Annotated in this window: 12 protein-coding genes and 1 pseudogene; 3 read left to right on the forward strand and 10 right to left on the reverse strand. The window is 71.0% G+C overall.

Translation table 11 applies throughout. The annotated features are described in order from the left end of the window. The first annotated feature begins 196 nt into the window (after window positions 1–196). On the forward strand, window positions 197–1,960 hold the full coding sequence (locus tag AB0383_RS35270; RefSeq protein WP_366189595.1) for a DEAD/DEAH box helicase: 1,764 nt from the start codon (window positions 197–199) through the stop codon (window positions 1,958–1,960). 65 nt (window positions 1,961–2,025) lie between these two features. Here AB0383_RS35270 and AB0383_RS35275 read toward each other — a convergent pair whose 3' ends face one another. The 8 genes from AB0383_RS35275 to AB0383_RS35310 all read right to left on the reverse strand — a co-directional run bounded on the left by AB0383_RS35275 (window position 2,026) and on the right by AB0383_RS35310 (window position 9,305). Then, window positions 2,026–3,024: a YdcF family protein gene (locus tag AB0383_RS35275; RefSeq protein WP_364186314.1), complete on the reverse strand. Its 999-nt coding sequence runs from the start codon at window positions 3,022–3,024 to the stop codon at window positions 2,026–2,028. A gap of 48 nt (window positions 3,025–3,072) precedes the next feature. Next, window positions 3,073–3,954, reverse strand: coding sequence for an ABC transporter permease (locus AB0383_RS35280; protein ID WP_220246860.1), 882 nt, complete (start codon window positions 3,952–3,954; stop codon window positions 3,073–3,075). After that, window positions 3,941–4,732: an ABC transporter ATP-binding protein gene (locus AB0383_RS35285; protein WP_366189596.1), complete on the reverse strand. Its 792-nt coding sequence runs from the start codon at window positions 4,730–4,732 to the stop codon at window positions 3,941–3,943. Before AB0383_RS35285 ends, AB0383_RS35280 begins: the two co-directional genes overlap by 14 nt. 48 nt (window positions 4,733–4,780) lie before the next feature. Next, on the reverse strand, window positions 4,781–5,839 hold the full coding sequence (locus tag AB0383_RS35290) for an ABC transporter substrate-binding protein (protein WP_366189664.1): 1,059 nt from the start codon (window positions 5,837–5,839) through the stop codon (window positions 4,781–4,783). 115 nt (window positions 5,840–5,954) lie between these two features. After that, window positions 5,955–6,992: an S-adenosylmethionine:tRNA ribosyltransferase-isomerase gene (locus tag AB0383_RS35295; RefSeq protein ID WP_366189597.1), complete on the reverse strand. Its 1,038-nt coding sequence runs from the start codon at window positions 6,990–6,992 to the stop codon at window positions 5,955–5,957. Continuing rightward, window positions 6,989–7,669, reverse strand: coding sequence for an SDR family NAD(P)-dependent oxidoreductase (locus AB0383_RS35300; protein WP_364186308.1), 681 nt, complete (start codon window positions 7,667–7,669; stop codon window positions 6,989–6,991). The genes AB0383_RS35295 and AB0383_RS35300 overlap by 4 nt, the downstream gene beginning before the upstream one ends. 43 nt (window positions 7,670–7,712) lie before the next feature. Next, window positions 7,713–9,086, reverse strand: a complete 1,374-nt coding sequence (locus AB0383_RS35305) for a cytosine permease (RefSeq protein ID WP_366189598.1) — start codon at window positions 9,084–9,086, stop codon at window positions 7,713–7,715. 30 nt (window positions 9,087–9,116) lie between these two features. Continuing rightward, the gene (locus tag AB0383_RS35310; protein ID WP_364186304.1) at window positions 9,117–9,305 is read right to left on the reverse strand and encodes a hypothetical protein; all 189 of its coding nucleotides are present in this window, start codon (window positions 9,303–9,305) and stop codon (window positions 9,117–9,119) included. A 93-nt stretch (window positions 9,306–9,398) separates the two neighbouring features. Between AB0383_RS35310 and AB0383_RS35315 the strand changes: the two genes are divergently transcribed. Further along, window positions 9,399–10,187, forward strand: a complete 789-nt coding sequence (locus AB0383_RS35315; RefSeq protein ID WP_366189599.1) for an MFS transporter — start codon at window positions 9,399–9,401, stop codon at window positions 10,185–10,187. Then, window positions 10,181–10,615 (forward strand): hypothetical protein, encoded by a 435-nt coding sequence (locus AB0383_RS35320; protein WP_366189600.1) that lies wholly within the window; start codon window positions 10,181–10,183, stop codon window positions 10,613–10,615. The genes AB0383_RS35315 and AB0383_RS35320 overlap by 7 nt, the downstream gene beginning before the upstream one ends. Window positions 10,616–10,694: 79 nt before the next feature. Here AB0383_RS35320 and AB0383_RS35325 read toward each other — a convergent pair whose 3' ends face one another. Both AB0383_RS35325 and AB0383_RS35330 read right to left on the reverse strand, forming a co-directional pair. Then, window positions 10,695–12,674, reverse strand: a complete 1,980-nt coding sequence (locus tag AB0383_RS35325) for a S53 family peptidase (RefSeq protein WP_364186301.1) — start codon at window positions 12,672–12,674, stop codon at window positions 10,695–10,697. 277 nt (window positions 12,675–12,951) lie between these two features. Continuing rightward, window positions 12,952–13,766: pseudogene (locus tag AB0383_RS35330) on the reverse strand (alkaline phosphatase D family protein); the annotation flags it as partial. Between the last annotated feature and the right edge of the window lie 49 nt (window positions 13,767–13,815).

Genomic DNA, 13,815 nt, shown 5'->3' on the forward strand with positions numbered 1-13,815 from the left:
GGGCCGGGGTGCGGGCAAACTCACTCGGCCCTGCGTGCGCGTTCGGCTATACTGATCTTGCGGTCCGCTCAGTTCTGCCTCGGATCGCGTGTTGTTGTCGACTACCACGCGCCGCGGCCCCCCGAGGTCTGCGCCGGGCAGGACAACCCTTCTCACGTATGGAGAACCGGGGCGTTTCGAGCGCCCGTACGCACTTATGACCACTTTTACTGAACTCGGCCTGCCAAAGTCCCTGGTGGACGCGCTGGCGGCCCAGGGCGTCACCTCGCCGTTCCCGATCCAGGAAGCCACGCTGCCGCACACGCTCGCGGGCCGCGACGTGCTCGGCCGCGGCCGCACGGGCTCCGGCAAGACCTACGGCTTCGCGCTGCCCGTGCTGGCCCGCCTCGCCGCCGGCCCCACGCGCCGGCGTCCCGGCCGCCCGCGCGCGCTGATCCTCGCGCCGACGCGCGAGCTCGCCACCCAGATCGAGGCCACCATCGCGCCGCTGGGCAAGGTGCTGGGCCTGAAGACGACCACGATCTTCGGCGGCGTGAGCGCGTCTCCGCAGATCACGCGCCTGCGCGACGGCGTGGACATCGTCGTCGCCTGCCCCGGCCGCCTGGCCGACCACATGCGCTCCGGCGAGGTGAAGCTCGACCAGATCGAGATCACCGTGCTCGACGAGGCCGACCACATGGCCGACCTGGGCTTCCTGCCCGAAGTGCGGCGCATCATGGACCAGACGCCCGAGCGCGGGCAGCGGCTGCTCTTCTCCGCGACCCTCGACGGCGGCGTCGACGTGCTGGTCAAGCGCTTCATGCACGACCCGGTCACGCACAGTGTCGACTCGGCGCAGTCGCCCGTCTCGACCATGACGCACCACGTGCTGCACCTCGAGGAGACCCACCGCCTGCCGGTGCTCGTCGACCTCACGGCCGCGCCCGGCCGCACGCTCGTGTTCACGCGCACCAAGCACCGCGCGAAGAGCCTCACGCGCAAGCTGGTGGCCAGCGGCGTGCCGGCCGTCGAGCTGCACGGCAACCTCGGCCAGAACGCGCGCACGCGCAACCTGGAGGCGTTCTCCTCCGGTGCGGCCAAGACCCTGGTCGCCACCGACATCGCGGCCCGCGGCATCCACGTGGACGACGTCACCCTCGTCATCCACGCCGACCCGCCCGTGGAGCACAAGGCCTACCTGCACCGCTCCGGCCGCACCGCGCGTGCGGGCGCGTCGGGCACCGTGGTGACGCTGATGACCGACGACCAGATCGCCGACGTCCGCGACCTCACCCGCAAGGCCGGCATCAAGCCCACGACCACGCAGATCGGCCCCGGCCACCCGCTGCTGGCCGAGCTCGCCCCCGGCGATCGCACGTTCGACGCCTCGCCGCGCCGCCCGATCGTCGACAACCGCCCGAAGAAGGTCACCGCTTCCGGCGGCGACGCTTCCGCCCGCGGCGGCCGTCGCGGCGGGCCGGCTCCGGAGAACCGCGGTGGGCAGGGCGCTCGCGCCAACGCCCAGTCGCACCGGGGCGAGCCGGCCGGACGCGGCGGCTCCAGCCGCGGCAGCCGGGGTGGCGCCGGGCGGGACTCGTTCGGCGAAGGCCGCGGTCGCGGCGGTGCTGCTCGCGAATCGTTCGGTGAGAGCGGCGGCCGTGGTCGCGGCGGCACTTCGCGGGAAGCCGTCGCCGACGGCGCCGGGCGCGGTCGTGGTGACGCCGGACGTTCAGCCGGGGGGCGCAGCGGCGCCGGGCGCGCGAACGCCGGCCGCGGTGGCGCCGCAGCCGGCCGCACCGGTGGCGGTCGCGGTGGCGCAGCCGCCGCCCGCACGCAGGGCGAACCGCGCCGCGGTGGTTCCGGCCAGTCGGCGACGCGTTCGCAGCAGCCCAGCCGCGCCGGCTCGGCCTCCGGCTCCAGCCGTGGCGCCGCGGCATTCTCGGCCGGCACCCGCGCGGGATCTCGCCGCACCGGGCGCTGACCGTCCACTTCAGACCGGCCCGCAGGCTCCTCGCCTGCGGGCCGGTTTTTTGTGCCGCAGGCGCGTCAGAGCTGGCCGAGCAAGGCGAACGCCGGCGGGAAACCGCCCAGCACCACGAACGCGGCGATGTTCGTCTTCTTGTACTGCACCAGCAAAGCCACGAACTCCCGCAGAAAAGCGCTCGGCACGAAGTACGACGCCGTCTTCGCCCCGATCACGTCCAGGCGCAACCGCAGGCGGCGAGCGAGGATGGCGGTGCGGAAGACGTGGTAGTTGTTCGTCACGGCGAGGATCCGGCCGGAAATCCCCCGCGCGCGCAGCAGTTCCACGCTGAAGCGCAGGTTCTCGTCGGTCGTCGTGGCCTTGTCCTCCAGCAGCACCGACTCCCGAGGCACTCCGGCGTTCTCCAGATACGCAGCCATCGCCACGGCTTCCGAGGTGAGCTCGTCACTGCCCTGGCCACCGGACACGACCACGACGGCCTCGGGCGAGCGCTGGTAGCACTGCACCCCGCGGTCCAGCCGGCTGGCCAGCAGCGGCGGCACGCGGTCACCCAGCAAACCGGAGCCCAGCACGATGATCGCGACGGCGCGGGCGCGGCGGTTCAACCGGCTGTAGAGCACGGAGTACATGAGCAGCGCCGTGAACACGAACGCCAGATACGCCGAGAGCAGCAGTGCCGACAGCGCCACCACGATCAGCCACGGCGCCGCGCGCGTGAAAGCGACCGCGCCCACCGTGAAGACGTAGACCGCCAGAATCGCCAGCCCCGCGAGCAGCGACAGCAGGTTCGCCGGCCGATGCCCCTCGCGGCGCCACATCACCGCGCCGTTGGCGACCAGCGCCCACGGCAGCACCAGCGCGGCGATCACCGCCACCACCGCGACGACGATCAGAACCACGGTCTGCAGCCACACCAGCCCCGCCGTGAGGCTGAAGAGCCACAACGCCGTCAACACCAAAGCGATCGCGAACCACACGGCGTTGCCGAACCGCCGTGGCTCGCGCAGGAACCGCACCAAGAAGATCAGATCGGCGAGCAGCGCCAGGATCGCGGGGGCCATGATCGGACATTGTGGCGGGTGCCGCGAAACCGCGTCCGATGAACCCCGTCAGAGCGAAGACGTGAGGCCGCGCGCCCGCAGCACGGCGCGCTCCAGCGGCCGGAACACCAGCAGCTCGATCCCGATCCCGACGAGCAGGATCAAGAAGATCGCCGCGATCACCTTCTCGATCGCGTTGAGCGACGAGCCCTGGTTCAAGTACGCGCCCAGGCCGATGCCGAGCTGCGGCGAGAGCGCGATCAGCTCGGCCGCCATCAGCGAACGCCACGAGAACGCCCAGCCCTGCTTCAGCCCGGCGAGGAAGCCGGGCAACGCGGCCGGCAGCAGGATGTGGCGGGCCGCGGCCAGCCGGCGCGCGCCCATGACCTGGCCGACGCGCGGCAGGATCGGCGGGATCTGGTCGATGCCGGACACGAGGCCGTTGGCGATCGAGGGCACGGACCCGAGCAACACGACGAAGTAGATCGCCGCGTCGTTGATGCCGAACCAGAGGATCGCGGCCGGCACCCAGGCCACGGACGGCAGGCTCTGCAGCCCCGTGAGCAGCGGCCCGATCGCCGCGCGCACCACGCGGACCTTGGCGACGAGCAGCCCGAGCGGCGTCCCGATCACCACGCCCGCGGCGAAGCCGAGCGCGGCGCGGTGCAGCGACGTCCAGATGAAGCCGAACACCTCACCGTCGGTGAGGCGGTCCCAGAACTCGTTCCACACGGCCAGCGGCGCGGGCAGCTGCGCCTCCGGCCAGAACGCGGCGGCCCACAGGATCTGCCACACGACCACGAGCAGCACGAGCGCGACGACCGGCGGCAGGAAACCCCACGCGAACCGCCGCCAGAACGACGGGCGGCGCTCCCCTACCGGGGCGTCGAGCGCGTCGAGGCCGGAACCGACGGCGTCCAGCTCGTCGACGGGTCCGTCAGGCTGCGGCATGGGTGCTGATCACCTTTCGCAGGTGGCCGGTGATTTCTTCGGTCAGCTCCTCGGTGTCGGCCAGCGGCACGTCGGTCCACTCGCGCACCACGCGGCCCGGGCGCGAGGACAGCAGAACCACGCGCTGGCCCAGCCGCACGGCCTCGCGCACGTCGTGGGTCACGAACAGCACCGACGTGCCCGTGCTGCCCCACACGCGCAGCAGCTCGCCCTGCAGCACGTCGCGGGTGATGGCGTCGAGGGCGGCGAACGGCTCGTCCATCAGCAGCAGTGCCTGCTCGGCGTCACCGCCGACGCGGTGGGTCGCCGCGAGCGCGCGGGCCAGCGCGACCCGCTGGCGCATGCCACCGGACAGCTCGTGCGGACGCTTGTCGCCCACTCCGCTCAGGCGCACCAGGTCCAGCAGCTCGGCGGCCTTGCGGCGGCGCTCGGCGCGGCCGAACCCGGCCAGGCGCAGCGGCAGCTCGACGTTGCGGCTGGCCGTGAGCCACGGCATGAGCGCGGCCTCCTGGAACATCACCGCCGGGCGCGAGGTGTTGAGCGTGATCTCCCCCGCCGACGGCGCGTCGAGGCCGGCCACGAGGTTCAGCAGCGTGCTCTTGCCGCAGCCCGACGCGCCGAGCAGGCACACGAACTCACCTGGCGCCACCGCCAGGTCCATGCCGTCGAGCGCCACCACGGCGCGCCCGGCCGGGCCGAACGCCTTGCCGACGCCGGAAAGCCGCACCGCGGCCGTGCCGGTGAACTCGGTCCGTCCACTGGGGAGGGTGATGGTCATCGCTCGCTGCCTCTCTTCGATCACCAGGGCTGGATCACCGGGACGCGGTCACTTGGCCAGGGCGGGGGCTTCGACGGCGGGTTGCTTCGCTTCCTGCAGGACCTCGTTGAGCGGACCGAAGTCGGCGAACCCCTTGAGCGCCACGGCGGACTTCGCGACGCCCGCGGTGACGGAGTCCTGCGCCAGCTGCGGGAACTGCTCGGGGATCGGGTCCGTGGTCAGCTCGATGCCGGAGAACGCGCGGTCGAGCACGGCCGGGCTCAGCGAGCTGCCGGCGAGCTTCTTGAGCGCTCCGTTGACGACCGTCTTCGCGTCCGCCGGATTGGCCTTGGCCCAGTCGATGGCCGCCAGCTCGCCCTGCAGCACCGCGCGCACGGTGTCGGGGTGCTGCTGCAGGAACTCGCTGCGCACGATCACCACGGTGGTCGGGAACCGGCCGTCGGGCCACAGCGACTTCTCGTCGACGAGCACCTTCGCGCCGGCGTCGAGCACCAGCCGCGAGGACCACGGCTCGGGCAGCCAGCCGCCGTCGACGTCGCCCTTGCGGAAGGCGTCGAGTGTCTTCGGGTTGTCCATCGTGGTCACGGTGACCTGGCCGGTGAGCTGCTTGCCGGCGAGGAACTTCTTGAGCGCCACGTCCTGCGTGTTGCCCAGCTGCGGCGTCGTCAGCGTCTTGCCCTTGAGCTGGTCGACACTGGTGATGTCCGGCTTCACCACGAGCTGGGCACCGCCCGAGACCGCGCCCGAGACCAGCTGGATGGCGCCTTCGGACTTGCTGAAGGCCGTGATGGCCGGGCCCGAGCCGATGAACGCCATGTCGAGCGACTTGCCGAGCAGCGCGTTGACCTCGTCGGGGCCGGCGTTGAACGTCTGCGTGGTCAGCTTCGTCTTGCCCAGCTGCTGGGTGAAGAAGCCCTTGTCGACGCCGATCAGCGCCGGCGCGTGGGTGACGTTCGGGAAGTAGCCGAGGCGGACCTCCGTCGCCGCGCCCTCGTCCGTGGCCGCGGCCTGGGGCCGGTCCGCGCGTGAACAGCCCGTGAGTGCGCCCACTGCGGTCAGCGCGACGAGCGCGGCGGCGAACAGACGGGTTCTCGGGAGCTTGCGCACGGGTGGGCCCTTCCAGCGGCGACGGGTCCCGGCGAGGTTCGCACGGTCACTCACCCGGGCGCATCGACATCCGCATCGCGGGAAAACCGGCGGGAGGCCCTTGACAGGGGTGCCGTTACTTGCTCAGCAGCAACGAGACGTCACCGAACTCGTGCCAGAGGTACCTCCGTTCGACGGCCGCGTCGTAGGCGCGCTGCACCAGGGCGGGGCCGACGACGGCCTCGAGCAGGAGCAGGTGCGAGGCCTCAGGCGTGTGCAGGCCGGTGACGAGCCCGTCGACGACCTGGGCGGGGTGGTCCGGGCCCAGCACCAGCGACGTCCAGCCCGACGCGGCGGTGACGGAGCCGTCCACCGCGGCCGACTCGAGCGCGCGGACCGCGGTCGTCCCCACGGCGACGACGCGGCCACCCTGCGTGCGAACCCAGTTGACCAGCGCGGCCGTGGTGACGGGGACGCGGAAGCGCTCCGCGTACGGGGGCTCTCCCGCTTCCGGCGACGAGACGCCGGTGTGCAGCAGGATCGGCGCGAAGAGCACGCCGCGGGAGACCAGCTGCGTCACCAGTTCCGCGGTGAAGGGGCGGGCGGCGCTGGGCATTTCCGCCGAGCCGGGGTCGCGGGCGAACACGGTCTGGTAGTCGGTGAGCGGCCACGTGCGCGGGACGTAGCCGTAGCGGATGGGGCGGCCGACGAGCGCCAGGTACTTCCCCACGCCGCCTTCGACGTCGACGCGGGCGCGCCAGAGTCGTCGCCGGCCGGCGATGTGCGGCTCGAGCAGGGTGAGGCCGGCTCCGGCGGGCAGCGCGAGGTGCTCGCCTTCGCGGCCGTCGAGCAGCGGACCACCGGTGGCGCGGAGTTCGACGACCCAGGTGCCCTCGTCGAACTCCACGGCGTCGAGCTCGGTGGAGAAGTGGACGCCGACGACGTGGTCGCCGCGCACGGCGTCGACGGCCGCCGGGAGCGTGCCCGAAGTGTTGACGACGAGCAGGTCACCGGGCCGCAGGTGGTCGCCGACCTCGCGGAACGTGGCGTGGTGGACCCCGGCCGGGCTCGCGGTGAGCAGCCGGACCTCGTCGCGGGCGAGGCCCCGTGCTTCGGGTGGTGCGACGGCGAGCAGATCGTCCGACAGCGTGAAGCGGGTGTGCGGAGTGGTCACGAGCGCACCGCCGTGGCGAGGTCGGCGGCGCGGTAGCGGCCGCTGGGCGGGCGTTCGTCGAGCAGCCTGAGGAACGCGGGAACAGCCGTCTCGGGCAGCGGCCGGTCGGAGATGTCCTCGCCGGGGAAGGCGAGCTGGTGCATGGCCGTGCGCAGGTCACCGGGGTCGACGGCGTAGACGGCGAGCTCCGGGTTCTCGACGCCGAGCACGGCCGTGGCGTGGTCGAGCGCGGCTTTCGCGGAGCCGTAGGCACCCCAGCCCTCGTAGGGTTCGACGGCGGCGTCGGAGCTGATGTCGACGAGAGTGCCGTTCGCGGTTTTCAGTGCGGGCAGCAGCGTTCGAGTGAGTGCGAGGGGCGCGAAGACGTTGGTGCGGTAGACGGATTCCAGGGCTTCGAGCGGGTAGTCGGCCAGCGGCGGCAGCGGGCTGATGCCGAGGCTGCTGGCATTGTTCACGAGCAGATCGAGCCGCGGCCCGGCGGCCTCGGCGAGGGCGGCGCGGTGCGCCGGGTCCGTGACGTCGCCGGGCACGGCGGTGAAGCCGATCTCGTCGGCGGTAGTCCGCAACGCTTCCGCACCCCGCGCGGTGCCCAGCACTGTCCACTTGCGACGGACGAGGGCCCCGGCGAGGGCCCGCCCCAGCCCGGCTGACGCGCCGGTGATGACGGCGACTGGCATGGTTCCTCCTGGAGTAGGTACCAACCAGCGTGCGACCTCTACTTTACTGGAGGTCAACCTTCTTTCCGCCGCGCAGGATCAAATACGCCACCAGTGAAACCACGAACCCCGCGTAGTACGCCAGATCCGCACCGTGCAGGGCGGCGGCGACAGGTCCGGTGTAGACAGTGGTGTTCATGAACGGCACCGCCGCCGCGAAACCGACCAGGAACGCCACCAGCGCGGCCCACGTCCGGGTGGATTTACGCAGCTCAGCGCCGATGTCGAAGCGCCGGCCGGCCTTCGTGCGACGTAGCCAGTCGGGCACCACGACACCCAGGAACGGCGGGATCCAGTAGCTCACGAACAGCAGCACGTTCTCGAACTTCGCCGACAGGTCGCCGCTGTGCATCCAGAGGATCAGCACGAATGCCAGCACGGTCACCACGACCGCGGACACCGGGCGGCGCAGCCGCACGCCCACGGTTTGGAGGGCGAGCGAGCCGCTGTAGTCGTTCATGGCGTTGGACGACACGGCGGCCAGCGCGATCACCAGCAGCGCCAGGCCGCCGACCACGCCGCCGCCGACCAGCTGCGAGACGCCGGCGGCGGTCTGGTCGCCCAGCGCCGAGCCGAGCGCGAGGCCGATGCCCTCGCCCAGCGCGTAGGACGCGACGAGCCCGAGCAGCGTGAACCAGAAGACCCCGGCCGGCTTCGTGTCGGCGGGCAGGTAGCGACTGAAGTCGGCGGCGTAGGGCGCCCACGAGATGGCGAGGCTGAGCGTGATCGTGGAGAACAGCACGATGGCGCCCGCATAGTCGCCGCCGGTCGCGGAGTCGGTGAACGTGATCGGGTGGTCGAGCACGACCTTGACCGCGAGCGCCACGAACGCGACCACGAGCACCGCGCTCATCACGGCCTGGACGCGGTGGATCACGGCGTAGCCGAACACGCCGAGCAGGCATTGCAGGGCAAGCACGAGGACCACGGCGAGCCAGAACGGCAGCCCGGTCAACTCCGCCAGCGCTTCGCCGCCGAAGAGCCCCACCAGCGCGTCCCACGCGATGCTGCCGAGCCACTGCACGAGCCCTGGCAGCACCACGGTCTTGCCGAACGGCAGGCGCGCGAGCGGCAATTGTCCCGCGCCGGTTTTCGGGCCCCACGTGGACAGGTACGCGGGCGGCAGCGAGCCGAGGACCGTGCCGACGAGCGCGACGATGAACCCGGTCGTGAAGCCCAGCCCCAACGTCGACCCGAGCGTGCCGGTGAAGACGGCGGTCATGGTGAGGTTGGGTGCGAACCACACGCTCGCAAGCCGCCACGGCCGGCCGAACCGGTTCGCCTCGGGCACGGGCGTGATGCCGTGCGTCTCGATGGCGAAGTCGCCCGCGCCGGACGGCATGCGTCCCCCGAAGACGTCCGCGTCGATCCCGCTCATGTACTGGCCCTTCTCCCGTTTTGCCGGGTGTCATGATTGCCGCTGGCCGGGGCTGGGGGAAGCTTCCGCGACGAACGTCTCCCCTGGCCAGGAGAACTCGGGGTCTTCGAGGTCGAAAGTGATCGAGTTGCCCAGGTTGCCGGTGACCTCGACGATCGTCCCGGACACCGCGAGCCGTTCGAACGGGTTCGGCGCTCGGGAGCGGTACCCGCTCGCCACAGGACGACAATGCGCCCGGTCATTGTTGTTCCCTTTCCAGCTCGGTCTTGAAACTCTTTCGACGGCCTCCGTCCCCGCTGGCACGATGATCGAATGGGGGTTCTGGCGTCGCGGCGCTTCGCCGTGTTCTTCGGCGCGCGGATGGTGTCGTTGCTCGGCAGCTCGATGACGCCGGTGGCACTCGCGTTCGCGGTGCTCGACGCCAGCCCGGACTCCGGGGACCTCGGCATCGTGCTGGCGTCGAACATGGTGCCATTGCTCGCGTTGCTGCTGGTCGGCGGCTCGGTGGCCGACCGCTTCCCGCGTGACCTGGTGCTGCGCCTCGCCAACCTGGGCAGCGGCGCGACCCAGCTCGTGGCGGCGGGGGTGCTGCTGACGGGGAACTACTCGCTGCCGTTCCTGGTGTGCACGGAGTTCGCCAACGGGGTGCTCACGGCGTTCACCACGCCGGCCCTGCGCGGGATCGTGCCGCAGCTGGTCGACCGGGGGTTGTTGCGTCAGGCGAACTCGCTGTTGTCCTCGGCGCGCAACATCTCGAAGGTGGCGGGGCCTTCCGTCGCGGGTGTCCTCGTGGCCACCGTCGGCGGCGGCTGGGCCATCGCGGCGGACGGCTTGTCGTTCGTGGTGGCCGGCCTGGTGTTCAGCTTTCTCCGCCTGCCCCCGGTCGCCGGCTCGTCACGGGCGGGCGTCTTGCCGGGCATCCGCGAGGGCTGGCACGCGTTCCGGCGGATCACGTGGCTGTGGCAGATCGTGGCCGCGTTCACGGTCGTCAACATCGCGCAAACCGGCGTCTGGCAGGTCCTCGGGCCGACCATCGCGCGCGCCACCATCGGCGAGGCGTCGTGGGGTGCGGTGCTGAGCGTACGGGCCGCGGGGTGCTGATCACGGGTGTGGTCATGTACCGGGTGGCGGCTCGCCGGCTGCTGACCTTGGGGCAGGTGTGCGCCGCGTTGTCGGCCGCGCCGCTGATCGTGCTCGGCTTGCAGCCGGGGTTCGTGGCCCTGGCGGGCGCGGCTTTGGTGGCGGGGCTCGGGGGTGGGGTCGCGAACGTGGCCTGGGATACGACGGTGCAGGAGAACGTCCCCGAGCACCTGCTCTCGCGGATGGCCGCGTATGACGACTTCGGGTCGTACGTGGGGATTCCGATCGGGCAGCTGTCGGCAGGGCCGTTGGCGTCGGCGTTCGGCACCGGGCCCGTTGCCACGGCCGGTGGGGTGGTGCTGGCGGTGGCGGCGTTGGTGCCGTTGTTGTCGCCGGCGGTGCGGAAGATGCGCCACACACCGGTGGAGGCGGGTTCGGGCGGCGCCTGAAGTCCCCCGAAAACGACGCAGGCCCCCACCCTGCCGAAACGCGGCAAAGCGGGGGCCTGCACCGACCCTCAGTAGCGGATCACACGAGCAACAAGAACGGCAAGCCGTTCGGCGAGCCCAGGCCGGTGACGTCGTCGTAGCCCTTGGTGGTGTGGATCGTCAGGTTGGGGTAGTCGAGCGTGCGGGCGGAGGTCAGCAGACCGTCCGACGCGTCGACGCTGTTGGCGAAGTCCACGCGCTGCACGGCGGCGTCCACGTGTTTCACGTCGTAGATCGTGCCGGTGCGTGACGTGAGCTGGTAGAGCGCCGGGTTGATGAAGCCGTGGTGGAAGTGGTCCAGGCTGTCGGCCACGGCCATCACGCCCGCGAAGACCGGGGACGCCAGGCTGGTGCCGCCGATGCGGTACTGGTCGTAGTAGTCGCCGTCGGGGAAGCGCTGGGTCTGGCCCACGAGCATGCCGGTGTTGGGGTCGGCGACCGCGGAGATGTCCGGGACGACGCGGCCCTTGGCCTTGCCCTTCTGGTTCTTCGTGGACAGCGCGTCCGGCACAATGCCCTTCTGGTACGCCGGCTGCGGGAACACGCGGCTGGTGCCGCCGCCCGCGCCGCCGTTGAAGGCGCCCGGGAAGGACGGGGTGTAGGCACCCGCGGTGAGCGTGGACTTGCCCGTCTCCCAGCCGGTCTCGAAGGTCCGCTTGCCGGAGGCGTCGACCGCCAGCGAGGTGCCGCCGACGGCGGTGACCCACGGCGAGGAAGCCGCGAAGTCCGGCGAAGGCGTGCCGAGGCGCGCGACCTCGTCACCGTTGTCGCCGGAGGAGAAGTACACGCCGATGCCCTCGAGCGCGGCCTGCACGGCGATCTGGTTGAACGCCTTGATCTCGTCGGCCGGCAGGTCCTCGCCGGTGTCGCCGTAGGAGTTCGACACGATGTCGGCCTTGTGGCCGGCGATGATGTAGTTCAGCGCGGTGTCGAGCGAGAGGTCCTCACAGTCGGAACCGCCGACGTAGAGGATGTTCGCACCCGGCGCGAGGCCGTGGGCGGCTTCGACGTCGAGGGTCTCCTCGCCGTACCAGCCCGAGGCGTCGCACTGGTCCGGGCCCTCGTCGGCCGGGTTGACCGGGAAGACGTGCTGGCTGAACTGCGCCTTTGTCAGCGGGTGCGCCGGGTCGTTGCGCTTGGCGTACTCCGACGCGTCGGCGTAGATGGTCGGCGAGGCGAAGGCGTCCACGATCGCGATCGTGGTGCCGCGGCCGTCGGCGCCGAGCTTGGCGGCCTGGTCGAGGCCGTACGCCGAACGCAGCTGCGCCGGCTTGTAGCCGCACGGCGCGTACGGCAGCTGCTTGCCGTTGTACGCCGGGTCGGTCGTGTCGGTCTTCTGGCCGTAGTAGTCGCTGCACGGGCCCGAGTTGCGGAAACCGGCGCCGGGAGGCGCGGTCGCCGGACCGGAAGACTTCGCGGAAGCGGTGTCGGCACCCGAAGTGTGGTCCGGCTCCAGCAGGCTCGTCGCCTGGTCGATGCCCACGACACCCAGCACGGAGGAAGCAAGCGTTGCCGGCACGGACAGGTTCTTGTCCGCCGCCCGCAGCGTCTGGCCCTTCACGGCGTACTTGCCGAGCGTGACGTCGAACGTCTTCTGCACCTGGTCCGCCGTACCGACGGCCTCCACGTACGCGCGGTTCGACGGCACGTCGCCGATCTGGAACCCGGCGCCCGACAGCCACGTCTTGACCGCGGACACGGTCTGGTCCGAAGCGGTGAAGCGGTCGCGCACCTGCTGCGGCGACAGGTACTGCCGGTAGCTCTTGGACTGCGGGTCGGACACGCCCGCCGCCACAGCTTCGGCACTGGCCTCGTCACGCAGGTTCAGGTACACCCGGAAGTCCAGCTTGGACGCCGGCGCGGTGTTCGCGACCCTGGCCCCGGCGTTCGCCCAGAGCGGGTGCGACGCGGGGATGTCGGCCCGACCCGGGGCCGACGCCGCAGACGCCAGCCCCGGCGTGGCGGCCGCGAGGCCACCCGCCATCGCCAGCGAAAGGAACACGGTGAGACTTCTTCGCACAGGCAACTCCCTCGTGAATCGCGGCCCCAGGCCGCAGACGTCCGGCCCGAGACTAGGTCCGCACCGGCCGCCGGGGAAGCGTCCGGCCCGCCGGTGCGGAACCGTTATCTCGAAGCCACACTCGATCTTCGTTGGCACACAAGGAGGAAGTCCGGTTCGTCCACACTGTCCCGAGTGGAATGTCGCCTAATGGAACAAAAGTCCGATTCGAAAGTTCCGCATCGCGGTATCACGGAGCACGCCGAACGGGGAAGCACCACCTACTTCCGTCGGTTGCTCACACCGCCTGCAGCCCCTTCGAACCCGCACCGACCACGAAGCTCTTGTCCGTCTTGATCAACAGCTTCGCCGGGTCGTTCACGCTCGTGTCCGACACCACCACGAAGTCGGCCAGCATCTGCGCCGGCGTCGCGGTGACGCGCACGTAGCCGCGTTCTCCCTTGCAGTACTTGATGTGCGGGTTGTTCGCGAGCCACGCGGCCGATGGCGGCGCGGCGTCGTCACTGTTGGACGTGACCGAGGTGGTCACCAGCTCCGAGCCGACGATCGGGTCGCCGTGGTCGAAGTAGTCCTTGCGCAGGTCGGCCGCCCAGTGGCGGTGGACGTCGCCGGTGAGCACCACCGGGTTGGGTACCTTGCGGTCGATCCAGCCTTGCGTGATGCGATCGCGCGAAGCCTGGTAGCCGTCCCACGAGTCGGGGCTCTCGCACGTGGTCGAATTGCCGTCGCCGTCACGCTGGGCGAAGAACACCTGCTGGCCCAGAAAGTCCCACGTCGCCGGGTGCGTCTCGAACGCCTTGAGCAGCCACTGTTCCTGCGCCGTGCCGGTGATCGTGCGCGAGGTGTCGCGGTACGGACCGCACGCCGTGCCGGTGACCTGCGCGCTGCGGAACTGGCGCGTGTCCATCATGTGGAAGCGCGCGAGGTCGCCCCACAGGAACTGGCGGTACAGCTGGTCGACGACCCGCTGGGCTTGGCCGTGGACCGGATCGGCATGTGCTCGTAGAACGCCTGGAATCCGTAGCCCTTGCGGGCGGCCGAAGCCGGGCTCGTGGTGGAGTTCCAGTTGTTCATCACCTCGTGGTCGTCGAAGCGCGTCAACTGACTACACTCGATCAAGGCGTCTACCAGCGAGGATACC

Source organism: Amycolatopsis sp. NPDC051373, from assembly GCF_040689465.1.
GTDB lineage: Bacteria > Actinomycetota > Actinomycetes > Mycobacteriales > Pseudonocardiaceae > Amycolatopsis.